We start from the raw sequence: 23,758 nt of genomic DNA, 5'->3' as shown, positions 1-23,758 counted from the left end.
TAAGGATATGGTGTCCGCAATAATGAACACGGTGTTCATTATTGCGAAAATTTGAACACAAATAATGAGCAACATTTCCTATAATACACCGATAATCAATGGAATCCACGTTTTCGGCAAGCCGGTATAAATGTTGCAATCAACCATGAAAGAGACGTCATTAATAATTATGAGCTTATTATTTGACGTTCATAAGGTTCTATGCAGAAACGTTAAAAATCTATCAATTCTAGCTGAAAGGAGGTTAAGCTATGACACCATGCAGAGAAAGTGGGAAATAACAGGCTGTAGCTTAACTTGAATGCATCGGCGGAGGTGTAACACCTCCGCCGATGCGCATCTGAGGAGCAGAAGTATGGATAGCTTCGGCGAGTTTGCCCGCTACTACCGCGCCTTTTTTACATATACGGATGATATGCCTTTCTGGCGATATGCCGCGCGAAGATACGCGAACGACAAGCCCATCCTATATATAGGTCCTGGTGCCGGAAGGGTGATGCTTGAGCTGCTGTCTGATTACGAAATTATAGGGGTTGAACGAAGTGACGGAATGTTTGCCGAATTGAAGTCTGTGCTCGACAGAGCTTCGGATGACAGGACGCTGAAGAGGTACGAGTTGATCAATAAGGATATAAGAGATGTGAAAGGAAAAATAGATTCCTGTCTGGCCATCATGCCGTGCAATGTGATCTCGGAGAATCACAATAAACGCGATGTTAGCGATATTCTAAGGACAGTGGCCTCCGTCATGGGTGAAAGGGCGCGCATTGCATTTCACGTAGACAATGCCGCTTCTTTCTCCTCACACAGAGAAATGACCGTCGAGAAGCATGTCGATATCGGAGGGCTGTTTTCAGGAAGGAGAAGGACATGGATCCAGAGGGATGTTAAGAACGACAAACTCATAGTCGAGATCGAGCTCCTGCCTGACGATGGCGCTGGCGCGGAGAGGCTGGTACGTTTTGAGCATTGTGCCATGACTTACAAATTCATCAGGGATGTGGCGGACGAGCTCGGTCTTAAGATCGACGAGATGTTTGGCAGTCCAGTTGAGATGTGCTGTCCGGATCCGGCTTCCGCCAGTATTGCGGTTGTCATGAGAAATGTATGAATATCATAACGAGAAAATTGATCCTATCTCTGCTTGCGCTGGTCTTGTTTTCTGCGTCGACTTACGCTCATTCTGAATCCTACGAGCTTGTGATCGACGTTGTAAACCTTGATATCGAACTGACGCCCGATGGCGTAAGGGATCTCACTAGCGCCCTAGTGATCAACCAGGTATTTGAAGGCTTGGTCAAACTCGACAAGGATTTGAAAGTGATGCCGGACATAGCAAAACGGTGGACTATAAGCATGGACAGAAAACATTACGTATTTCACCTGAATGACGATGTTAGAGATTCCTCGGGTAGGATCGTATCTGGAGATGCTGTGAAGCATTATTACGAAGGTATGCTCAGAAAACATCCGGACAGGAGGTGGATCGTAGGAAACGTGGAGGGGCTGGACGATTATCTGGAGGGCCGGTCGCCGGTTGTATCCGGGCTGTCCGCTTCAGGGAACATATTCGAGATTAGACTTGTCGAGCCCTCCAACATCCTGCTTATGTGCCTGGCGAGTCCGTTAGCCAAGATCGGTTTCAAGTTAGACGGCCAATTTATTGGCACAGGTCCGTATCGCGTCGGAAGCCATTCTGACAATTCGCTTGTCCTAGTCGCCAATGAATCAAATGTGAACGGCAGACGCGCGCATTTCAAAAAGATCAGATTCATCAAGAACGACAACGGGAGTTTAAGCGAGGCAGTGTATGACAGTAGTGGTATGGCTTTAGTCCAACTTCAACTGGAGGATGAAGTTGCGAGATACCGCAGGAGCGGGAGCACCGTCATAAGGTTTCCTAATTATGCGGTAGACGTGCTGGTCATGAACTATGGCACGATGCGGGATGATGAACGCGTATTTTTGCTGCACAGCACCGACAACAAAGGGCTTACTCGTGTTTCGCATATGATCGGGGTCAGGCCCGTCGATGCGCTGATACCCATGGATATTCCCGGATGGAAGAAGCTCTCAATTGACAGAGGGACAGGTTCGGGAAAGCGCGGGCGGGGCCGGGAACGGGACTTGCGCTTTTTGATATCCAGAAAAATCTATGAGAGGGATCCTGTGGTCATAGACAGCATCATGGATGCATGGAGGAAGAAGGGGATCGGGGTCCGCCTGGATATGTGCGAGCACGAGATCTACATAGCCAGGCTGTACCACAATAGATTTGACGTAGCATATGTTCGATACTTGGGCGATTATCCTGATCCTGATGCCTACTACTTCCCGTTCCTCCATTCAAGTGGTCAGTTTAACTTCATGAGATACAACAATCGCCTGGTGGACAAGCTGTTGGAGCTATCGCGTGTGCTGGAAAACAGCAGGGATCGTATTCATCTGTACTCGTCGGTCAACAAAGAACTCGGCCGCGATCCGGTAGTCGTGCCGCTATTCTCCACGAACGTCGCTTTGGCGGTGAATCCAAAACTAGATGGTATAAGCCCCAACGGTCAGGGGATATGGAATATCGATCTGTCCGACATAAGTATTCGTAAAAAGGATTAACGCATGGAAAAAGAAATGGAAATCAACAAGGCGGTGGTAAGGGAGAGATATGACAAGTATGGGGAAGATTTTGAACGGCACGTTCGTAGCATGGGTGGCGAATACGATTGGATTGTGAAGAAGTATCTTGAGCGGTACATTAGGCCGAACACGCTGCTGCTGGACGTCGCGGGAGGCGACGGGCTGTCCACGTCGTTGCTGGATCCCGATAAGGTCTCTATCGTCTCGACAGACATCTCCGTCAGGTTGCTTGATGTTGCCAGGAGTAGGCGGCGTAACCATGTCCTTGGCATCCTGCAGGATTTTGACTGTCCGTTCCCATTCCTTGATGAGGTTTTCGACTATGTCGTATGCGTCAGCGCCCTGGAATTTTGCAGGGACCTCAGATTTACCCTGGCTGAGATGCTGAGAGTCCTTAAGAATGGTGGGATGATGCTCTTTTCAACCGACAAGTATGATGAGGGTTCATCCCTGCAAGGCAAATATATTTATGTGCACGACGAGAGAGGTTTTTTTTCAAGGCGCTACAGCGCATCCTGGGTCAGGAAGTTGATCGCCGATCTTGGCGGACGCCTGTTGGCGTCCGACACCCATAATGCCTACAGGTTAAAGGGTGGATGGATTAGGTACGATTATTATTTGATTTCGAAATAAACTCAGAGGGAGGGAGAGCGCGCCGTTGCCGGCCGTGACCCGCTATGTCAATAAAAAACAAGATATCGGCCTGGATAATTGCAATTATTGTGTTGTTGGGCGGAATCGTCTCTGCACTCATCATGCATGGGGAGCGGCATGTCATTGAGGACAGGTTCATAGAAAGCCGCAGAGCGTCCGGCGATCTCTTGTCCAGGGTGCTTTCAGATGACGTAATGATAGGCGATTATTATTCGGCCCGCGTACAGATGGCCGCTTATCTGCAATATGAGGGTGTTGAGAGGGCCGCGATATGTCTCAGTAATGGCGAAGTAATTGTGGTGGGTAACATAGATGGATTTGACCGTCGATTGTGTGAAAATCCGAGCGATGTGTTCAATGATGTCGGCTATGCAGTAGCTGCGCCGATTAAATATGACGATGCCGTATTCGGGAGAGTTGTGGTCGAGTATCCGGTTGATGAGCTGGCAATGCAGTTGAGCAGCATGCGAAGATCCATCATCATTTCCTATGCAGCCATCACTGCAATAGCGGTCGTCATGTTGATCGTCGCCGTGGGATATGCGATGCGACCAATTATTGCCTGTATAGAGTGGATCAAGAGCTACATTCGGGATGGCACCTGCGATGCCCTATCTAGGAGCGAGGTGGAGGCTGCTAGGAGCAAGGAAGAGCGCGATTTGAAGGAAGTCTTTCTGGCGGTAATCGATGAGTTCAAGAAGGCGCACGATCGGAGGAAAGAGGAGTCTATGATGGCTGCTATCGGCCAAATGTCATCTCATATAGCTCATGACATGCGGTCGCCGTTAGCGGTATTGCAGGCATATCTAAACATGCAATTGAACGGCGATGGAAAAAATCAGAGTGAATATAATGCGGCTGCAAGGCGTAGTGCGGAGAAGTTGTTACATATGGCTGATGATTTGGTGGATTATGCGAAGGCTATTAAATTACAGAAGGAAAGTGTTTTATTCAAGAGGATGTATGAGAATTGTATAAAATTCGAAGTGACAGATACAATTGAGAAAGAAATTATAAAATTGAATATCGATATTGCAGACGATCTCTGTGTGTCGATCGATAGGTACAGAATGGCACGTGTTATCACCAACATGATCCACAATGCCATAAGGGCGGTGAAGGGGGGTGAAGGTAGAATCGAGATGATCGTAGACGTGGACAACGAAAAGGATATCATGATTCTGGTCAAGGATAACGGTTGTGGTATAAGGGAGAAGGATCTCCCTCACATCTTCGAAAACTTTTTTTCCACCGATCGCAAGAAGGGTACCGGCCTCGGCCTCAGCTATTGCAAGCAGGTCGTTGAGGCCCACGGCGGCACCATAGATGTAGAGAGCGAGGTCGGAAAGGGCACGACTTTCACGATACGGATCCCGAATTGCGTTGTCTCCGAGGCCGAGGCGAAGGCATGTCGCAACGAACCGCAATTAAAAATTGAAGGGCGGAAGTTCCTGCTGATCGATGACGATGCGGACATCCGTTTGCGCTGGCGCAGGATCGTGGAGGAGGGCGGCGGCACTGTAGTCGGCGAGGCCGACTCCCCTGAGAAGGCGTGCGGCGTCGGCATTGATATGTCAGCCGCAGACGCAGCCATCGTCGATTACAATTTCGAGGGTTCTGAGAAGACCGGCCTCGATGTGATCGCTCACCTCAAAACCCGAGGCCTTCGGGAAATCCACATGTGCACCGGCTTTGCTCACGACGATACAATCCGCCGGGCCGCCATGGCCGCCGGCGCGGATTCGGTGATACAGAAGGTGTAGGTTTTTCTCCGCAATCGGCGCTATGCGCCTCGTCCACGTCCCCATCCGCCGCCGCAGGAGATAAGACAGCCACCTACCAGTAACTATCAGCTTGTTTCTGGTTGTTTCCTGCGCGTTTTGTTCGATAATTTGTACAATATTCCAGAAATCGTATTTATCTGCGAACAGTTTCCTGCCGTCGTTGTGTGATCGATAACTCAAGTGCTTGAAAAATGTGCACATGGTTGGGCTGGCACGATTATTGCTTCTCGTACCGGCATGAGAGACGCGTATATTACGACAAGGGATGAATTCGTCGAGCACCTTCAATCCAACACGAAACTCAACCTCATGGTCGTCGTGACGCGTGAATGCGTCCTGCGGTGCAGGTACTGCTATGCGCGCGACCCGAACCATCGTCCTGAGAACAGGATGATCGCGGACGACCTCCTGGAGAAGGTGATAAGCGACGCCTTCGACGTGCGCCAGCGCCATATAGACTTCGAATGGACCGGCGGCGAGGCGCTCCTCGGCGGCAGGCCCTTCTTCGAGAAGGTCCTCGCCCTGCAGAGGAGGCACTCCAGAAACGGAAAGACGTACTCCAACTGCGTTCAGACCAGCGGGGCCATATACGACGAGGAGCTCTACGACTTCCTCATCGATAACAAGGTCACCCTTTCGCTGACCATCGACGGGCCCAGGGACCTCCACGAGCTCAACAGGCCGGGCAGGTCAGCCGGCGCCTTCGATGACATTCTGAGATCACAGAAATACATAAGGGCGCGCCAGGGCTGGTGCGGCGTGCTCTGCACCCTCACAAAGGCCTCGGCCGGCCGATTCAAGGAGATCGCCGATTTCTATGCGGACAACGGAATACCGCACTGGCACACTAACACATACATCTGCGATCCGGGGAAGCCGGTCTCCGAAGAGGAACTGGGCCTGACGCCGGAGGAAGTCGCCTCTTATTTCAAGGGTCAGTTCGACTACCTCCTCGAAAAATTCAGCGACAGCTTCGGGGAGGGATCGCTCGAGACGATAATGAAGCTGCTGACCGGAGTGGGCTGCGGCACCAAGTGCTCTCAGGGCGCGCGATGCCTGACCAACTTCGTGAGCGTCGACGACCTCGGAAACGCTACGCTGTGCCCCAAGTTTGTGGGGTACGAGGACTTCAGGTTCGGCAACATACGGGAAAGTGCGATGAGCGACCTCGTAAGTTGCGACAACCCGGTGTTGAAAAGGCTCATAGACGAACGGCTGGCCGCGATCAACGACTGCGAGAGGAGCCGCTGCGCCTACCTCAGCCTCTGCAAGGGGGGGTGCCCGTACTACTCCTATCTCAACGGCAGGGACGGAAGCGTGGCGCGGCGGAACGTCCTCTGCAAGGCCAGATACGACATCTGTGAGCACGTGGACAGGAGGCTCGGATCATACGGCATCAAAACCGCCACCGCTGTCAGCGCGACGGGCGGGGATCCCGCGGGTGCGGATCGCCGCTCGTCCGAACAAAGGAGGGGAAATGTACACCAACAGGCTGGATGGGGAGGGGTCGGCAGTGCACGAGAGGGTCCATGCGCATGAGAGGGAGCCGGAGAGGGAGTCGGTCAAGGGGCCGGACAGGCTGCCGCCTCTGGTCCAGCGGCTGGCTGAGCTGCAGAAGGCGCAGGATGGGCTCAAGGTTCTGAGCGAGGGCAGGGGCCATGTGTTGATTGCCGGCCGCTCGCACTCGGACCACGACAAGCACGACAACGGTCATGAGGCGCACAGCGATCATGACGCGCACGACAACCACATGGATCGCGACTGAATTTTAAGACCGGGTGCGGAGGTCCGCCATGAAGCTCATGGATATACATTGCGAGCCGTTCACCAGGGTGGAGTACCGGACTCCTGGGGAGGAGCGGCGCTGGTCCGAAAAGCTCAGGCGCTGCACCCGCATCGCCGGCGATGTGGAGCTGGGCCTTGTGAAGGCCGGGCATCGCGAGGCTTCGACATTGCTCTTGCGTCGCGATGAAATCGAACGGCGGAGAGAGACCCTCGCCGAGGAGCGCCTGCTGTTCACCGCCATCAGGTGGGTCAAAAAGTTCAAGGGGTTCGCGCATCGCCACGACCTGGCCGGCGAGGAAGATCCTTCAGCGGTCTGCTATGGAGTCGTGACCCGTACGCATGCGGCAGCTGAAAGGTTCGTGGCCGCGTCGCTGCCGAGACACCCGGATCATGACGCCATAGGGGCGCTCCTCGGCTATCCCCCCTGCTGCAGGGAGTTCTTTTCCGACGCCTGGGCCCGCGGTTTCATCGACCCCATCTGGCAGCAGGCGTTCAATACCGGCGGCGAGATCGTGAGTCGCCCGGACGGCGGACATGAGCTCCGAGTCGAGGGGTACCCGGAATGCGTAGCCCACCAGAGGTACTGGGGCGCCAGGATCGGCTTCCATCTCCCGTGCAGCTTCGTGTGCCAAAAGACGAGGGCGCTCGCCCATCTCTGGCTGGAGGTCGCGGAGTCGCTGGATCCTGGGATTTCGGCCGATATGATGGAGGCGGTGTCGCTTGAGTCGGTCTGGGACGCGCACAGGGGTGTTGCGCTGGTCAACACCCCGTATTACAAGGGGACAACCGGCAGCGTGCCGTGCGCCGATGTGCACACGGTCTACTTCTCGCCGCTCACCGCCTAGCCGTGCCCTCAGGGGGCCGAAGCATGCGATGCAGAGGATTCATGCTCATCGTCGCTTTCGTCGTCGCGATCTTCGGCGGCTGTTCTCGAGCGGGGGGTGATGCGGACCGCTGGTTCGGCAGGGACAGGAACGGCTGTTTCGAGGAGATGGTCGAGGGGATCGCGGAGACGCAGATCGTCTCGCAGGACGGCCTCCGCAGGCTCGGAACGACATGGGAGATCGAGCTCGAAAGGGCCGGAAGAAGATTCTCGGATGCCCGAACCAGGGATGACGTCTATTATGCGCTTCTGTCGCTGAAAAACTCATATCACGACTTGCACAGCAGGCTTCGCATCCGGGACGAATTCCTCCCGGACAGAAAGCCGGTTGAGCTCCCGCTGAAGCTCAGGGTTGAATCGGGCGAGGGTGGATACGAGTACGTCGTCATAGAATCGTCTGATGACGCGGTTTCGGCCGGCTCGGTGCTCGTCTCAGTGGACGGCCGCCCGCCCGCTCAGCTGGAGGAGGAGTTCCGCGAGTGGCACGAGAGCAGCTCCCCCGAGCATCTCAAATTCGAGACAGCGAAATGGCTCGTCTCCCGCGATCCCTTAGTCTCACCTGCGCCGGAGGTCGGCGAGTCCACGGCCTTCGAGTTTCGCGATCCTGATACCGGTACTGCGATGAAGACGATATTCCGGTGGGCCGAGCGCAGGAGCGGAGGCGGCGAGCGGGCCAAGGGCCGGGGCGCGGCCGAAGTGCTGTGGACGCCGCTCATACCCGACGACTACAGGGGCCGGACCCCTGAATTCGTTGGGATCAACTACGGAGTATACCCGACGGCACGGCCCGACGTGAAGATCGTCCGCTATCACTCGTTCCGCTACCGTTTCGACGACGCAGTGGCCCTCTGGAACAGGCTCCCCGAGCTTTCCTATAGGCCGATGCCCCTGGATCCGCAGGGCCCGGGGACTCGCGAGCTTGCCACGGCCGACCAGCGCGAGCTCCTCGGGTATCTGAAAAGGAGAGGGGCCCGCACCGTCATATTCGACGTGCGGGAGAACGGCGGCGGCAATCTCAATCCGTGGTTCATAGCGCGCCTCGCCGACAGGCCGTTCAGCATAGGCACCCGATATCTGCACAGGCGCCCTGTTTTCGAGGGGAGGAGCGACTGGACCGACGATGTCGACATGGGCTCCGACTTCATGGCCGAACATGCCCGAAGATTTTTCAGGGACAATCCCGGGGCGCTGGTCTCGCCCGAGTACCCCTTTTTCTGCACGACCGAGCGGTGCGAAGCGGGCGAGGCTGTCTATAGGCCGGAGGAGGGTGGAAGACCTTTCGATTTGGTGGTGCTGACCGGCCCCTACTGCGCTAGCTCGTGCGATCAGTTTGTCGCGATCATGAAGGGAAACAACATCGCCACGACCGCCGGCCTTCCGCCGCGCGCCGCCCAGAACCCGTATTACTACGAGCGCGACTTCTCCCTGCGCGACGGCACCCGTTTTTCGATTTCGATGGCCGTGGGAATAAGCGTTGGCGCAGACGGCAGGGACCAGGAAGGCAACCCCCCTGACATCGACATCCACATCCCCCCTTCGCGCGAAAATCGGGGCGATTATCTGGGTTTCGCCGTCTCGAAGATCATGGGAGATCGATCAGGCGCGCAAATGCCGTGAAGCGGTTTCGTGATGTCAGCCAAGGCGCTGCTTGAGCCTCTTGAGGTGGCCCTGCGCCTGCGGGAACGACTTCGCGATCGCCTCGATGGTCGGCATGTAGCGGCGCGCCGCATCCCTGTCCCCGCGCTCCAGCGCAAGCTCGGCGAAGGTGCCGTATAGGCTGTAACGGATGTCGGGCGTGAGGGCCTTCTTGCGATCCATCGCCAGCGCCTTCTTGAGGTAGTCCTCGGCGTGCCCCAGGTCGTGCCTCTGCAGGTAGGCGTCGCCGAGCGAGATGTAGATGGTGGGCCTGTAGCGCCTTATCAGCCCCGCGGCCTTTCCCTTCGGTGCGCCGGAGAAGTCCAGCGCCGCCTCGAAATACTCGATGGTGTTCTCAGGCGAGGCCATCTGCTGCGAGGCGAGCCCCATGCCGATCATGATCTCCACGCCCGTGGTCTCGCCCTCGATCTGCTGCGCGAGCTTCAAGCCCTCCTGATAATGCGCCAGCGCCTCCTTGGGCCGGCCGACCTTGAGCATGAGGTTGCCCAGCCCGTTCTGGAGCCTCACCTGCATCTCCACTAGCCTGTGCTGCCTCGCGATCGCGAGCCCCTTCTCGTAGTGGTCGCGCGCCTCGTCCGGCTTCATGATCTCGTCGTTTCTCAGGGCGTTGCCCAGGAGGTAATGCCGCGAGGCGCTCTTTTGCTCGTCGCCCGCCGCCTCGGCGAGCGCAAGCTCCTTGCGGAGTATCCCCACGGCATCGGAGGGTTTCCCGAGGGCCAGCAGCGCCTCGCCGAGCTCGTTGTTCGTCACGGCGCGTTTCTCGTCGGGGGTGAGGATGTTCTCCGCCACCTTCGAGCTGCGCTCGAATCGCTCCACCGCCCTCTCTATGTTGCCCTCGCGCAGATCGACGCTCGCGATGTAGTTCTCGAGCCTTATCTTCGCGGCCGGGTCCGCATCGCCTGAGAGGAAGGAGAGCGCCTCGGAGAAGAGCCTCCTTGCGTCGCGGAGGTCGCGCCTGCGCATGGCGAGCAGTCCCAGCCTCTCCGCCGCCTCGACCCGCAACCTCTCCCTGAGGGGGGAGGGCGCCCTGAGGTCCCTTATCGCCGCGAAGGCGGACCGCGCGTCGGCGATCCTGTGCGCGCGCTCGTACGCCGAGCCGAGTTCGGCCAGCGCGGCCGCGCGGCCCGCAGCCTCTCCCTCCGGCAGGAGATCGAGCAGGAGGTGGAGGTGCTCGGCTGCATCGAGCGGCCGGCCCGATTCGGCGGCCGCCTCTATGAGCCTCCGCAGGGCTGGGATGCGCTCCGGCGAGGCGCTCCCGTACGCGACGTGCAGGTCGATCTCCCTGCGGCCCCGCCGCCTGCCGCCCACGAACCGCGCGATCAGGTGTCCGGCGATCCGGTCGTGGCAGCTCTCGCATTCAGCCCGAGTGGCGGCCTCTCTGATCACGCGGCCGGCCATCTCGTTCGTGAATTCGATGCGGCCGTCGTGGCGCTGGTTGTGGGCGAGCCTCGCCTCCATGAGCATGAGTACCGCCCGGTCGGCGCTGCCCCGCTCGCAGGTGGCGGAGAGCTCCTCGAGCGACACCGGCCGCTGCCAGCATGCCATCGCCAGCGCCGCGTCCCGGGCCTCATCGTTCAGCATGCGCAGCTTTTCGAGTATCGACTCGGCGAGCGAGCGCGATGGCGGCGCCTTGGAGAAGTCCACGCCGATTGCCTTGAGCGTGGCGGCGTCGGGCCTCCCCGCCAGTGAGAAGAGCCTGCCCTGGGAGATCATCTGCTCCAGGTGCTCGGTGAGGAAGAGCGGATTGCCGCCGGTGCAGTGCGCGAGCTGGTCGATCACGGCCCTGTCCGGCCTCTCGCCCAGCAGCGCCTCGAGGTACTCCGCGATGTCGGCCCTGGTGAAGTTTGCGAGCTCGACGCAGTGGCAGAGGGCGTGGTCTATGTTGAGGTCCTCGAACGCCTGCGCAAGCCCCATGCGCTCGGCGTCGAGGGATGCGATCAGGATCATCCGCGGGGCCGAAGCGGCCGGCAGCCTCTGCTGGAGACGGAGGCGCCTGATCAGCGCCCTGACGGCCTGAGCCCCCGCGTCGTCGAGGGAATCGCCCTGCTCGTTCATCATGAAGCGGTCGATGTCGTCGATCATGACGGCCCGCACGGCCGCGGAGCCTTCGCCGGATTCCAGCGACTGGATGAGCGACGGCGGGAGGTCCTGGCCCTCGGCGACGAATGTCGCGTCCATCTCCATCTGCTGGGCGAGCGGCTTTGCGAAGGCCAGCATCCTGGAGCGACCCGAGCCGCGGCCGCCGTGCACGATCACGATCGGGGCCGCGTGCCTCACCCCGTCGGCGATCGCGCGGAGGCTCTGCTCTATGATCGCGCACTCCTCGCGGCGGCCCACGAGCCTGCCCTCCTTGGGCAGGTAGGCGAGAAGAGTCTGCATGCACTCAGGGTTTTGCATCGTGGGGGAGCTGTACTGCAGCGCCTGCGCGGCGACGATCGCGGAGGGGTAGCGCTCGTCCGGATGGTGCGCCATGAGCTTCATGATGATCCGGTCGAGGTACGCCGGCACCTCGGGCCTGAGGGAGGATGGCGGCGGCGGCGCGAGCTCGAAGTGGCGGCGGAGGGTCGCCATGGCGTCCTTCTTGCCGTCAGGTCCCGCAACGTTGAACGGCGCGCGGCCGGTGAGGCAGTGGTAGAACGTCACTCCCAGCGAATAGAGGTCGCTGCGGTGGTCGGGCGGAGGAAAGCGGGTCCGGCTCACGTCGCAGAGCCGCATGGATATGAGCTCCGGCGCCATGTAGTTCGGCGTGCCGCCGGGCCGGTCCGGGGGCCGGAAGGTGGCGAGCCCGAAGTCGATGAGAGCCAGCACCGGGCTCTCGCCAGACTGCCTGAGCAGCAGGTTGTGCGGCTTTATGTCCAGGTGCAGGAGCTTGTGCCCGCGCAGATACTCCAGCGCCCTGAGCGACTGCAGGAGCAGCTCCTCGAGCAGCGGCACCGGTGCGAGCAGGAGCCTGGTAAGATCGCCCGCCATGAGCAGCTCGCTGGTGAAGAAATAGAGCCCTGAGCCGGGGTCCAGGCCGAAGTCGTAGATCTGGCCGATGTTGGGGTGGGCCAGCGACTTAAGTATCGCGAACTCGTTCTTGAACCGGTCCGCCACCGCCTCGCGGGTCTTTGCCGGGTTCCACTTGAGGAACTTGAGCGCCACCTGCCTGCCGGAGGGGTCGAAGGCCTCCCAGACCACCCCGCCGCCCCCTTCGCTCAGGATGCGCGCGAGCCTGTACTTGCCCTGGACAATGTGCCCGGCCTCTGGCGCTGCTGAGAATAGCTCCTGCTGCGGCATGACGGGTATTTATACAATATGTGCGGGAGGATGGGAAGGGGCTAGGCGTAGACCCGGTAATCGATGTTCGGGAAGATGTTGTCCTTCCACTCGAGCTCGGCCACGAAGTTCATGTCCAGGCGCATGTGCTTTATCTCCTCGTAGAGCCTGTTGAAGCGCCAGACGTGGTCCTTGGTGCGCTTGACCGCGTACTCCACCATCGTGCCGCTGTTCATGATGAAGGCCCAGTCGGAGCTCTGCGCGAGCAGGAGCTCCCGCGCCATCTGGTTGAGCGCGCGTCGGAGGTTGTCGTCGGGCGAGGGGTAGGCCCTGGCGTACTCGGTCATTCGGAACGCCGCCTCATGCAGGTGGCGGTAGACCCAGTCGTTGGTGCCGTTGCACCACACCTCCGCGTAGCCCTTGTTTCCCCAGCTCGATTCAGACGGCTGGGCGACCTGGTTCTTCGGGTGCCAGCAGAGGTACTCCCACGGGGTGGCGAGCTTGACGTCCGACTGGTCGCACGCGGTCTTGCGCATGATGAAGTTGAGCCAGTCTATGCCCTCGTACCACCAGTGGCCGAAGAGCTCCGCGTCGTACGGCGCGATTATGATCGGAGGCTTGCCCATGAGGCCGTGCAGGTACTCGCACTGGCGCTGGCGGTTGAAGAGGAAGTTGCCGGCGTGCGAGGCCGCCGCCTCGCGGGCATCGTGCGGGCTGTAGGGCTCCTTGTGGTTGGTCGTGCCGGTGATCCTGTAGTACTTGAACCCGGTCATTATGCGGATGCCGTCGCGGTGGATGTAGGGCCTCACGTAGTCGAAGTCGAGGTCGAAGCCGATGTCGCGGTAGAAGTCGCGGTAGCGGTAGTCGCCCGGGTACCCCTCCTTCGCGCTCCAGACCTGCTTGGAGGACTCGAAGTCGCGGCCGAAGGCGGCGGTCCCGCTGGGGGTGAAGACAGGGGCGTACACGCCGTACTTGGGCCTCGAGTCGGCGTGCAGTATGCCGTGCGAATCCACGAAGAAGAATCGGATGCCGTGGTCCCAGAGGATCTCGTCCAGCCCCGGGAAGTAGCCGCACTCCGGGAGCCAGATGCCGCGGGGCCTCCTGCCCAGGTGCCTCTCGTGCGTATCGCACGCGACCGATATCTGCGCGCGCACCGCCTCGTGGGACGGCCTGAGCAGCGGCAGGAAGCCGTGGGTCGCGCCGCAGGTGATGATCTCCACCTTCCCCATGTCCTGGAAGTGGCGGAACCCCGCGACGAGGTTTCTGCCCCAGCGCTGGTCGAAGATGTAACGGGCGCGGTGGAGCTTGTGGTAGTACATCTCGGCCGCTGGCCTGAATGCCCGGTCGTGCGCTGTGCGGCCCATCTCCTTGTCGGCGAGCTCGAGGTGCTTGTAGAGGTGCCTGGCGTAGCGCTCCTGCAGGAGCCCATCGGTCATCATGGATACGAGCGGGGGCGTGAGCGACATCGTCATGCGGAAGTCGATGCCGTCGAGGAAGAGGCTCTCGAACATGTCCAGCAGCGGTATGTAGGTTTCAGTCATCCCCTCGAAGAACCACTGCTCCTCGAGGAACTCCTCGTGCTCCGGATGGCGCACGTACGGCAGGTGGGCGTGCAGCACTATGGAAAGGTATCCTTTTGTCACCCTTGGGCCTCTCTGGTGTCTTGGTCCGACGATGCGCTCACCGCGCCATTGACCATGGAGAGCCCCCGGGCGACTCGCCGGCCTGCATGCCCAGGAAGTTCTCCACTTCGTAGAAGATCGCCTCTATGCTGGAGCCGGTGATGGATGCCAGTTTTCCCCTCATCAGCAGGTCGAAGAAATACGGTCCCAGTATCCTCTTGAGGAGATCGAGATCGGCGTCTGTGTAATCCTCGACATCGGAGATGAGCTTCTCGCCGGAGGGCGTGACCACCATCCACTTGATTGGCCCGGGCTTCGCCAGCCCTTGGGGCGGCAGCCTCATGACGTTGGAGCGCGCGAGCATGTGGAAGCGGCCGGTCGGATTCTTGAGCCCCACCTCGAGGCAGAGCTTCTGCTCCGGGGATGCGAGCCTGAGATACCAGTTTCCGAGCCTGTCGAAGACCTCGACGTCCCAGTACCTGCTCCCCTCGATCACATGGGTGTGGGTCACGTCGTAGAAGCGCAGAGTTAGTTTTGCGTCAAGGCCGACCGAGTCGACGGCCCTGCGCATGGACTCGTTGGTGATCTCCCAGTAGGTGAAGACGAACGTGGGGTCCACGACGAGGATCACGGCCCGGTCCTTGCCGTATTCCCACGGCAGGTCGCCCTGCGGCGCGGCCAGGCCGTTTGTCGGCACGCCGATCTCGAACTTCTTCGCCTCCGTGGGGATGCGGTCTGATGCCTCCTGGGAGGCCTGTGCGACCATGCTCTCAAGGTCGTCGATGTGCAGCAGGGTGGGGCCAGCCAGCGCCGGCTCGATCCGGGGTTTGGAGCGCCGCGCGGCGGCTCGGACCGGCCTGGCCTTGGCGGCCGGCTTTCTGGCGGCGATCTTTCCGGCCGCTGGGGCCTTCCTCGCAGGCTTCGCCCCCTTCGCCGTGCCCTTTTTCGCGGCCTTCTTCATGGCGACCGCCTTTCCGGTGGGCCTCTTCTTGCGTGCGTCTTGTCTGGCTGCCGTATTCTTTGAGCGGACCCCGGTCTTCTTCCGGGTGGTCTTTTTCTGGGCTGGCTTCTTAGCCTTCTTTGCTCCCTTTTTCTTCCTCGATACTGCCATCATCCCCCTCCGTTGAGCTGCGCAATCCTTATATCAGGAAACTCCCAGAACGCAAATATTCTCGACGCGCCTTGTATTCCGCCGGCTTTGGGCTTATCTTCGCAGGCATGAAAATGGGTCGCAGGCAGTCGAAGAGGCACACATCCCACGGGAGGCCCGGGAGGCGGGAGCGTAAGGGACAGAGAGAGGGGCCGGCCGTCAGGGGAAAGACCTCTGTCGGAGAGCTGAGGCTCCACAGGGACGGCTACGGCTTCGTGGTCCCGGCCGACGGCGGCGAGGACCTATTCATCCCCGCCCGCTTCATAGGCGACGCCCTGCACACCGATCTGGTCGAGGCAGCCGCTGTCGGGGGCAGGGGCGGCAAGAGGGAGGGCCGCATAACGAGGATCGTGGAGCGGCGCGTGAAGAGGATGGTGGGCAGGCTCTCGCGCCACGGCAACGCCTTCGAGGTCGCGGCCGACGACCGCAAGGTGCGCCATCGCGTGGTCGTGAGGCCGGAGGACCTCTCCGGCGCCGGCCAGGGCGCCAACGTGGTCGTGCTCATAAAAAAATATCCGCGGGGCGACGAGCCGATGGAGGGCGCGGTCGAGAGGGTGCTGGGCAGCCGAGGCGACATGGCCACTGAGACAGACGCCGTGACGGTGCGTCACCAGCTCACCCGCGAGTTTCACCCCTCGGTCCTGCGGGAGGCGGAGCGCGTCTGCGCATTCGACGCGCAGGCGGAGATGAACCTGCGGGAGGACCTGCGCGGCGTGCCCTTCGTCACCATCGACGGCGAGACAGCCAAGGACTTCGACGACGCGGTCGCAGTGAGGCGCCTCGCGGGCGGTGATTTCGAGCTCCTGGTCTCCATCGCGGACGTCTCGCGGTTCGTGGAGCCCGGCACTGCGCTCGACTGGGCCGCCTACGAGAGGGGGACCTCGGTCTATTTCCCGGGCGACTGCATCCCCATGCTCCCCGAGGCCCTCTCGAACGGCGCATGCAGCCTCAGGCCCGGCGAGGACAGGCTCACCTTCACCGCGGAGCTCACGATAGGGAGGGGCGGCCGCGTGCTGGGCAGCCGTTTCTACAGGAGCGTCATAAAGAGCAGGGCCAGGCTCACCTACACGCAGGTGAAGAGGGCGCTGATCGACGAGGATCCCGCGGTGGTCGGGGAGCTCGGCGATCTGGCGCAGGAGCTGGGCCTCATGCGCCGGTGTTTCGAGAGGTTGAGGGCGTCGAGGCTTGCGCGCGGCTCCATCGACTTCGACCTCCCCGAGCCGGAGATACAGATCGACATGCAGGGGGGCATAGAGGACATCGTGCGAGCGGAGCGGCACACAGGCCACATGCTGATCGAGGAGTTCATGATAGCGGCCAACGAGGCGGTGGCGGAGTTCCTCTCCGAGAGTGGCGCGGGCTGCATCTACCGCGTGCACGAACCCCCGCCCTCCGACAAGCTCGCCGAGTTCGCGGTGCTCCTGCACAACCTGGGCTTCGGCGAGAGGCTCGCGCCGGGTGCATCGCCCGGAAGGCTTTCCAGGGTCGTCGCCTGGGCGCGGGGCAAGCCTTTCGAGCGCATGGTCAACCACATGCTCCTGCGCTCAATGTCGCAGGCGGTCTACAGCGGCGAGAACGTCGGCCACTACGGCCTCGCGTCGAAGTGCTACTGTCACTTCACATCGCCGATCCGCCGCTACCCCGACCTCGTCGTCCATCGCCTGCTCGCGGCCGCGTTGCAAACACACTCAGCTCCAAGCTCGAAGCTCAAAGGTCAAAGGGGAAGTTCCTTTGGGCTTTCACCTTTGAGCTTTGAGCAGAAAGCCGTGAAGTCCCACGCGTCGGGCCTTGGCGAGATCGCCGCCCACTGCTCCAGGCGCGAACGGATCGCCATGGAGGCGGAGAGGGAGATGGCAAAGCTCTATGCGGCCCTGTTCATGCAGGAGAGGGTGGGCATGCAGTTCGACGGGATCATATCGCACGTGGCGAAATTCGGCTTCTTCGTGGAGCTGATCGACTACTTCGTCGAGGGCATGGTGCACTCAGGGACGCTCGGAGACGACACCTACCTCTTCGACGAGCGCGCCTGCGCCATGGTGGGAAGGCGAAAAAAGCGGGCCTTCAGGGTGGGGGACAAGGTGCGGATCGAAGTGGCCGAGGTCGACATCCCAAATCGAGAGATACTTTTTGAGCTTGTCTAAAGCATCGCTTTATGTATTCTCAAACCAGTTTCGTGTTTATGCTTACAACCTCTTGTTATTTAAAAATAAAGAAGACTTGGCAATGGGGTGTAATAGCTTGACTGAAAGGCCGCTGAGCCGTTATCATTATATGTGCGGCTGAAAGAAAGGGCGATCCTGTGAAGAAGACGACCGAGATTTCGATCATGGGCCAGAAGTTCATGGTCAAGAGCGAATCCAATGACGATTACGTCCGCAGGATTGCCGGATTCGTCGACCAGAAGATAGAGGAGGTCATGCAGAGCACCAAGTCCGTGGCCTCCCTGAACGTGGCGATACTGGCCGCCATGAACATCGCGGACGAGTATTTCAAGTTCAAGAAGGACCGCGACGACAGGATCGAAAAGGCTGAGAAGAAGATTAAGGACATGATAGAACTGGTTGATCTGCAGCTTTAATTTGCTCTTTAAAAAGAAATCGGGATTTCCCCCTGCGCGGTGCGTGCTTGGGCGTCGTACACATTTTAGAACCGTCGATGCCATTTTTGGGGATTGTTCCTTGCCGCGGTGAGCATGCCGAGCACTCAACTTGTAACGGCGCATAATAATGATTTCAGGCCGTTATAAGTTGAGTGCTCGGAAGCCTGAAACGGCAATACGGTCACCCACCTGACTGAGTCGGGTTCAAAATGGTGACGCCACACGGCCATTGTGGGGGGATTTTTTTACAAGCTCTTGGTTATAAATAACTTTTTGTTTTTATGGGCTTTTTTGCCAAACTGGCCCTTGAATTGTTTATTGCGATGTTTTATATGCAGGTAAGTTAACGGGGCAATCGAGCCTGATCCGGTTGCTTGGATTCGGAAAAACGCTGGTGAATATGACGGGTTGGTTCAGAACCTCGAAAGAGGATTTAGAATCCAGGGCGCTGCAGGAACTCTCCGGCGCCGTTTGTCTATCTTCTAAATGGTCCGCCGCCGTTTCGGCAGGCGGATTGCGGCGTCTGATGGATCGCCCTGTATAGGGTCCGCCGCCTGCTGAACCCCGTCCGATCCCCTGCCACCGAATCCGCTCGGCCGCCCCTCCGATGCGAGAGGTGAATCGATGTCTTCAGAGAGCAAGGTCCGCCTGTACAACCGAATACTCTCCACGCGCGACGAGATGTCCGAGGACGACGTGAGGGAGCTCTCCGGCCAGATCGGCCACCGCGTCACGGGCATGGAGGAGTACCGCACCGAGCTCCGCATCGGGCTGTACGCGGCGTTCGGCAACGAGGTGCGCACCGAACGCCTCTTCGTCGAGGGCGACCGCCACCGCAAGGAGATATACTTCCCGGCGAGGGACGAGGAGCGGGGCGGCATCGCCTACTTCAGGGTGACCAACCTCGAGGAGCTCCTGCCGGGCGAGACCGGCTTCCGCGCGCCCACCGCAAGGCAGAGCAGGCTCAGGGACATAAACACGCTGGGGGCGCTCATCGTGCCCGGCGTTGCCTTCGACCTCTCCGGCAGGCGCATGGGCTTCGGCAAGGGGTTCTACGAGGCGAACCTCAGGGCCTTCTCGGGCAGGAGGATAGCCCTGGCCTACGAGTTCCAGGTCGTTCCGACCCTGCCTGCCGGTCCGTTCGAGAAGCTGATCGACTACGTGGTGACCGAGCGACGCGTGATAAGCTGCGGCAGATGAAACGAGCGCGGGCAATGCCTGTGCCTTAACATATAGGAGGTGACTGTGACGCTGCAGATATGGCAGGTGATAGCTTCCCTGGCGGTCTCGATCGGAGTCGGGTTCGCGGTCGGCGCCGCCGTTCGACGTGGAATAGGCAAAAGGAGGGTCGAGGAGGCGGAGCAGAGGGCGGCCTCGCTCCTTCGCGACGCGGAGCAGCAGGCCAGGGCGTTCAAGAAGGAGGCGGAACTCTCTGCCAAGGACATGCAGCTGAGGGCCCGCGAGGAGTTCGAGAAGGAGAGCCAGGAGAAGCAGCGTGAGCTTTCCGCCACCGAGAAGAGGCTGCAGCAGAAGGAGGACAACCTCGAGAAGAAGTTCGAGCTCGTCGAGAAGAAGGAGGAGGAGGTCGTCCGGGCGGAGCAGTCCATAGATGATCGCAAGAAGCACGTCGAGGATCTGGAAAAGCGCTACATGGACCTCGTCACGGAGACGAAGCGCAAGCTCGAGCAGATGGCCGGCATCTCCACCGAAGAGGCCAAGAGGCAGCTGAAGGAGGCCCTGGTCGACGAGGCTAAGCAGGACGCGGCTCGCGAGATCATGGAGGTCGAGGAGCGCGCCAGGGAGGAGTCGCAGAAGAAGGCCAAGTTCATAATCTCCACCGCCATGGAGAGGATGGCCTCGGACTACACCGCGGAGCGCGCTATCTCCGTCGTGCAGCTCCCGAGCGACGACATGAAGGGCCGCATAATCGGCCGCGAGGGCCGCAACATAAGGGCGCTCGAGGCCGCGACCGGCATCGACATAGTGATAGACGACACGCCGGAGGCGGTGATCCTCTCCGGCTTCAACCCGGTGCGCCGCGAGATCGCGCGCATAACGCTCGAGAACCTCATCGCCGACGGACGCATCCACCCGACCCGCATCGAGGAGATGGTGGAGAAGGTGACGAAGGAGGTCGAGGGCTCCATCAAGGAGGCGGGCGAGCAGCTCTGCCTCGAGCTCAACGTGCCGAACGTCCACCCGGAGCTCGTGAAGCTCCTGGGCTCTCTCAAGTACCGCTACAGCTTTGCGCAGAACGTGCTCGCGCACACGCGCGAGGTCGCGTTCCTCTCCGGCATGATGGCCGCGGAGCTGGGGCTCGACGAGGCCAAGGCCCGCCGCGCGGGGCTTCTGCACGACATCGGAAAGGCGGTCTCCCACGAGGTGGAGGGGTCTCACGCCCTGATCGGCATGGAGTACGCGAAGAAGTACCGAGAGGACCCCGACGTGATCCATGCCATCGGATCGCACCACGAGGACATCGAGCAGACGACGCCGCTCGACATGGTCGTTGATTGCGCGGACGCGCTCTCCGGCGCCCGGCCCGGCGCCCGCCGCGAGGTGCTGGAGGCCTACGTCAAGCGCCTCGAGGACCTGGAGCGCATATCCAAATCGTTCCCGGGAGTCGAGAAGTCCTACGCGATCCAGGCCGGCCGCGAGGTGCGCGTGATGGTGGTCAACGACAAGGTCTCAGACGCCGAGTCGGTCGTGCTCTCCAAGGACATCGCCAAGAAGATCGAGGCGGAGATGACCTATCCGGGCCAGATCAAGGTCACGGTGATCAGAGAAACCAGGGCTACAGAGTATGCAAAATAGTAAGGCTGAGGCTGAGGACAGCTTAACCTTAGCCTAAGCCTCAACCTTCTTGGATAATTCTGGATTATAAAGTGAAGATCCTGGCGATAGGCGACATCTTCGGCAGGCCGGGCAGGGCGGCTATCAGGGAACTCCTCCCCGGTCTCGTCCGCGAGTACAGGGCTGATTTCGTGATCGCCAATGCGGAGAACGCGGCAGGCGGCCGGGGGCTGACCCCGAAGATCGCGGACGAGCTCTTCGAGAGTCCGATCGACGTGATGACCGCGGGCAACCACATCTGGGAGTTCGACGAGCTGCATCCTTACTTCGATTCCCACCCGATACTTCGTCCGCACAACGTGAGCGAGCACCTCCCTGGAAAAGGGAACGGGGTATTCACCGCGCGCAACGGCGCAAGGATCGGCGTGGTGAGCCTGCAGGGCATGATCTTCATGGACGAGAAGGGCGAGAAGGCGCACAGCCCCTTTGTCGCGGCAGACGCGCTCATACCGAAGCTCTCCGGGCAATGCGACCTTATCGTGATCGACTTCCACGCCGAGGCCACCAGCGAGAAGCGCGCGCTGGCGTGGCATCTCGACGGCAGGATCGCGGCGTTACTCGGCACGCACACGCACGTGCAGACCGCGGACGAGGAGATATTGCCGGGCGGCACCGCCTACATCTCCGATATCGGGATGACAGGCCCCCACGCGTCCGTGATCGGGCTCGCCAAAGAGGTCGCGATCCACCGCTTCCTCACCGGCGAGAAGAAGGGCTTCAAGGTGGCCGAGGGTGGAGTGAGGCTGGAGGGGGTGGTCTTGGACATCGATGAGCGCAGCGGAAAGGCGAGATCCATAGAAAGGATACAGAGACGGATGGAAGGCTGAGGCCAACTCAGCCTTAACCTCAGCCTCAGCCTGAATGAATTTCAAGATGTGTGATATATGAGGTCGCTATGAATCATATCCCGATCGAAAAGCAGCTCGAGGTCATCAAGCGCGGGAGCGTGGAGCTCGTGAACGAGGAAGAGCTCGTCGCAAAGCTCAAGAAGGGCAGGCCGCTCCGCATCAAGGCGGGCTTCGATCCCACGGCGCCCGATCTGCACCTCGGCCACACGGTCGTGATGCAGAAGCTCAAGCAGTTTCAGGAGCTGGGGCACAAGGTCATCTTCCTCATGGGCGACTTCACCGCGCGCATCGGCGACCCCTCGGGCAGGAACGAGACCAGGCCCGAGCTGGGCGAAGGGATCATACGCGCGAACGCGGAGACCTATGTGGCCCAGGCCGGCAAGATCCTGGACATGGGAGAGGCGGAGATACGCTACAACTCCGAGTGGCTGGGAAAATTCTCCGCCGCCGACTTCATACGCCTGAGCGCGAAGGAGACCGTGGCGCGCATGCTGGAGCGCGACGACTTCGAGAGCCGATTCAAGGGGGGCAGCCCCATACGCATTCACGAGTTCCTCTACCCGCTCCTGCAGGGCTACGATTCGGTCGCGCTCGAGGCGGACGTCGAGCTCGGCGGCACCGACCAGATCTTCAACCTGCTGGTTGGCCGCGACCTGCAGCGCGACGTGGGCCAGGAGCCGCAGGTCGTGCTCACGATGCCGCTGCTCGTGGGAACCGACGGGACGCAGAAGATGAGCAAGACCTACGGAAACTACGTGGGCATCAGCGAGCCGCCGAAGGAGATCTTCGGCAAGATGATGTCGATCTCCGACGAGCTCATGTGGACTTACTACGAGCTGCTCTCGGATCTCTCGCTGGGCGAGATAGAGGGGCTCAAGGAGCGCGTGCTCACCGGGGCGCTGCACCCGAAGGTCGCGAAGGAGAACCTCGCGGCGGAGATCGTGGAGCGATTTCACTCCGAGGGGGATGCTGTCGCCGCGCGCGACGAATTCGAGCGCGTCTTCAAAAAGAAAGACACGCCCGACGAGATCGACGAGCATGTGCTCGAGTCGATGGACGCGGAGGTCTCGCTCGTGGACGCGATGGTGGACACGAGGCTTGTGACCAGCAAGTCCGACGCGCGCCGGATGATAAAGCAGCGCGCGGTCGAGGTTGACGGCAGGAGGGTGGAGGACATCGACGCCACCCTCTCGACCGACGGGGAGAGCCTCGTCAAGGTGGGCAAGAGGCGTTTCGCCAAGGTCAAGTTCAAGAAATAGATCGCTAATTGCTCGATTACACTCAGGTTTCATGTTAAAGGGAGTTGCCCATCTCGTTGAAAATTAGAGTGTAATATCCCCAGGCGGGATCCGCTCGTCAGAGGCGAAAAAAAGCATAAACCTTTGAAATCAGGAGTTGACACAGGGGGCTATCTTCTGTAGAACCGCCCCCACGCTTTGGGGACGCATCGGGCGGCCCGCTATAAAAGCCAATGAAATCAAAATGTTATCGCCCCCGATCGATACATCGGGCGATGACTTTGTCTCCGCTCTTTGAAAACTGAATAGCGAACGCAGAATGCGTAAGTTTGAACGGGCTCATCTGTCCTTTGGGACACGATGTGATTTAAAAATTGGGCGCCAGGACAACCTATCTGGCGCTGCATAAGAATATAACTGGAGAGTTTGATTCTGGCTCAGAACGAACGCTGGCGGCGTGCCTAACACATGCAAGTCGAACGAGAATGGTCCCTTCGGGGGCCTAGTACAGTGGCGCACGGGTGAGTAATACGTAGGTGACCTGCCCTTTGCTGGGGAACAACCCCGGGAAACCGAGGCTAATTCCGCATAAGCTCCTCAGGTTGCGGCCTGAGGAGGAAAGGTGGCCTCTTCATGAAAGCTATCGGCAAAGGATGGGCCTGCGTCCCATCAGCTAGTTGGTGAGGTAACGGCTCACCAAGGCTGCAACGGGTAGCTGGTCTGAGAGGATGATCAGCCACACTGGAACTGAGACACGGTCCAGACTCCTACGGGAGGCAGCAGTGGGGAATATT

General features: G+C 59.8%; 17 protein-coding genes, 1 rRNA gene and 1 other RNA gene. 16 read left to right on the top strand and 3 right to left on the bottom strand.

Annotated features, from left to right (window positions below; all coding sequences use genetic code 11):
- Positions 1 to 355 precede the first annotated feature (355 nt).
- The 8 genes from JXA24_05435 (at position 356) to JXA24_05400 (ending at position 9,357) form a co-directional block, all read left to right on the top strand.
- A complete protein-coding gene (locus tag JXA24_05435) occupies positions 356 to 1,111 on the top strand; it encodes a hypothetical protein (protein ID MBN1283200.1) in 756 nt (251 codons plus the stop codon).
- Positions 1,108 to 2,613 carry an ABC transporter substrate-binding protein gene (locus tag JXA24_05430; GenBank protein ID MBN1283199.1) on the top strand — a complete coding sequence of 502 codons (1,506 nt, stop codon included), beginning with the start codon at positions 1,108 to 1,110 and terminating at the stop codon, positions 2,611 to 2,613. The genes JXA24_05435 and JXA24_05430 overlap by 4 nt, the downstream gene beginning before the upstream one ends.
- A 3-nt stretch (positions 2,614 to 2,616) precedes the next feature.
- The gene (locus JXA24_05425; GenBank protein MBN1283198.1) at positions 2,617 to 3,267 is read left to right on the top strand and encodes a class I SAM-dependent methyltransferase; all 651 of its coding nucleotides are present in this window, start codon (positions 2,617 to 2,619) and stop codon (positions 3,265 to 3,267) included.
- 44 nt (positions 3,268 to 3,311) lie between these two features.
- Complete coding sequence (locus JXA24_05420; protein ID MBN1283197.1) at positions 3,312 to 5,051, top strand: hybrid sensor histidine kinase/response regulator; 1,740 nt, start codon at positions 3,312 to 3,314, stop codon at positions 5,049 to 5,051.
- Positions 5,052 to 5,309: 258 nt separating this feature from the next.
- Entirely contained in the window at positions 5,310 to 6,611 is a 1,302-nt protein-coding gene (locus tag JXA24_05415) for a radical SAM protein (GenBank protein MBN1283196.1), read from the top strand.
- Positions 6,550 to 6,837, top strand: a complete 288-nt coding sequence (locus JXA24_05410) for a hypothetical protein (protein ID MBN1283195.1) — start codon at positions 6,550 to 6,552, stop codon at positions 6,835 to 6,837. Before JXA24_05415 ends, JXA24_05410 begins: the two co-directional genes overlap by 62 nt.
- Positions 6,838 to 6,865: 28 nt before the next feature.
- Positions 6,866 to 7,702 carry a hypothetical protein gene (locus tag JXA24_05405; GenBank protein ID MBN1283194.1) on the top strand — a complete coding sequence of 279 codons (837 nt, stop codon included), beginning with the start codon at positions 6,866 to 6,868 and terminating at the stop codon, positions 7,700 to 7,702.
- Positions 7,703 to 7,725: 23 nt separating this feature from the next.
- Positions 7,726 to 9,357, top strand: coding sequence for a hypothetical protein (locus JXA24_05400; protein ID MBN1283193.1), 1,632 nt, complete (start codon positions 7,726 to 7,728; stop codon positions 9,355 to 9,357).
- 15 nt (positions 9,358 to 9,372) lie between these two features.
- On the opposite strand, the gene JXA24_05395 is transcribed toward JXA24_05400, so the two are convergent.
- The 3 genes from JXA24_05395 to JXA24_05385 are packed head-to-tail and all read right to left on the bottom strand — an operon-like array spanning position 9,373 to position 15,387.
- On the bottom strand, positions 9,373 to 12,675 hold the full coding sequence (locus JXA24_05395; protein ID MBN1283192.1) for a tetratricopeptide repeat protein: 3,303 nt from the start codon (positions 12,673 to 12,675) through the stop codon (positions 9,373 to 9,375).
- Between the two features lie 41 nt (positions 12,676 to 12,716).
- Positions 12,717 to 14,297 (bottom strand): DUF1957 domain-containing protein, encoded by a 1,581-nt coding sequence (locus JXA24_05390; protein ID MBN1283191.1) that lies wholly within the window; start codon positions 14,295 to 14,297, stop codon positions 12,717 to 12,719.
- Positions 14,298 to 14,334: 37 nt separating this feature from the next.
- Positions 14,335 to 15,387 (bottom strand): DUF4912 domain-containing protein, encoded by a 1,053-nt coding sequence (locus tag JXA24_05385; GenBank protein MBN1283190.1) that lies wholly within the window; start codon positions 15,385 to 15,387, stop codon positions 14,335 to 14,337.
- A gap of 107 nt (positions 15,388 to 15,494) precedes the next feature.
- Here JXA24_05385 and rnr point away from each other — a divergent pair, with 107 nt between their 5' ends.
- The 8 genes from rnr to JXA24_05345 all read left to right on the top strand — a co-directional run.
- Positions 15,495 to 17,567, top strand: a complete 2,073-nt coding sequence (gene rnr, locus JXA24_05380) for a ribonuclease R (protein MBN1283189.1) — start codon at positions 15,495 to 15,497, stop codon at positions 17,565 to 17,567.
- A 158-nt stretch (positions 17,568 to 17,725) separates the two neighbouring features.
- Positions 17,726 to 18,004: a cell division protein ZapA gene (locus JXA24_05375; protein ID MBN1283188.1), complete on the top strand. Its 279-nt coding sequence runs from the start codon at positions 17,726 to 17,728 to the stop codon at positions 18,002 to 18,004.
- 26 nt (positions 18,005 to 18,030) lie between these two features.
- Positions 18,031 to 18,267: non-coding RNA, 6S RNA (ssrS, locus tag JXA24_05370), on the top strand.
- Between the two features lie 382 nt (positions 18,268 to 18,649).
- Positions 18,650 to 19,225 carry a 5-formyltetrahydrofolate cyclo-ligase gene (locus JXA24_05365; protein ID MBN1283187.1) on the top strand — a complete coding sequence of 192 codons (576 nt, stop codon included), beginning with the start codon at positions 18,650 to 18,652 and terminating at the stop codon, positions 19,223 to 19,225.
- Between the two features lie 51 nt (positions 19,226 to 19,276).
- On the top strand, positions 19,277 to 20,839 hold the full coding sequence (rny, locus tag JXA24_05360) for a ribonuclease Y (protein ID MBN1283186.1): 1,563 nt from the start codon (positions 19,277 to 19,279) through the stop codon (positions 20,837 to 20,839).
- 71 nt (positions 20,840 to 20,910) lie between these two features.
- On the top strand, positions 20,911 to 21,705 hold the full coding sequence (locus JXA24_05355) for a TIGR00282 family metallophosphoesterase (GenBank protein MBN1283185.1): 795 nt from the start codon (positions 20,911 to 20,913) through the stop codon (positions 21,703 to 21,705).
- Positions 21,706 to 21,773: 68 nt separating this feature from the next.
- Entirely contained in the window at positions 21,774 to 22,985 is a 1,212-nt protein-coding gene (locus JXA24_05350; GenBank protein ID MBN1283184.1) for a tyrosine--tRNA ligase, read from the top strand.
- Between the two features lie 393 nt (positions 22,986 to 23,378).
- Positions 23,379 to 23,758, top strand: a 16S ribosomal RNA gene (locus JXA24_05345); the annotation flags it as partial.

The sequence above is a fragment of the Pseudomonadota bacterium genome (genome assembly GCA_016927275.1).
Lineage (GTDB): Bacteria > UBA10199 > UBA10199 > 2-02-FULL-44-16 > JAAZCA01 > JAFGMW01.
Note: the sequence above shows the minus strand (reverse complement) of the source record. Positions and strands in the feature narration are given on the sequence as shown.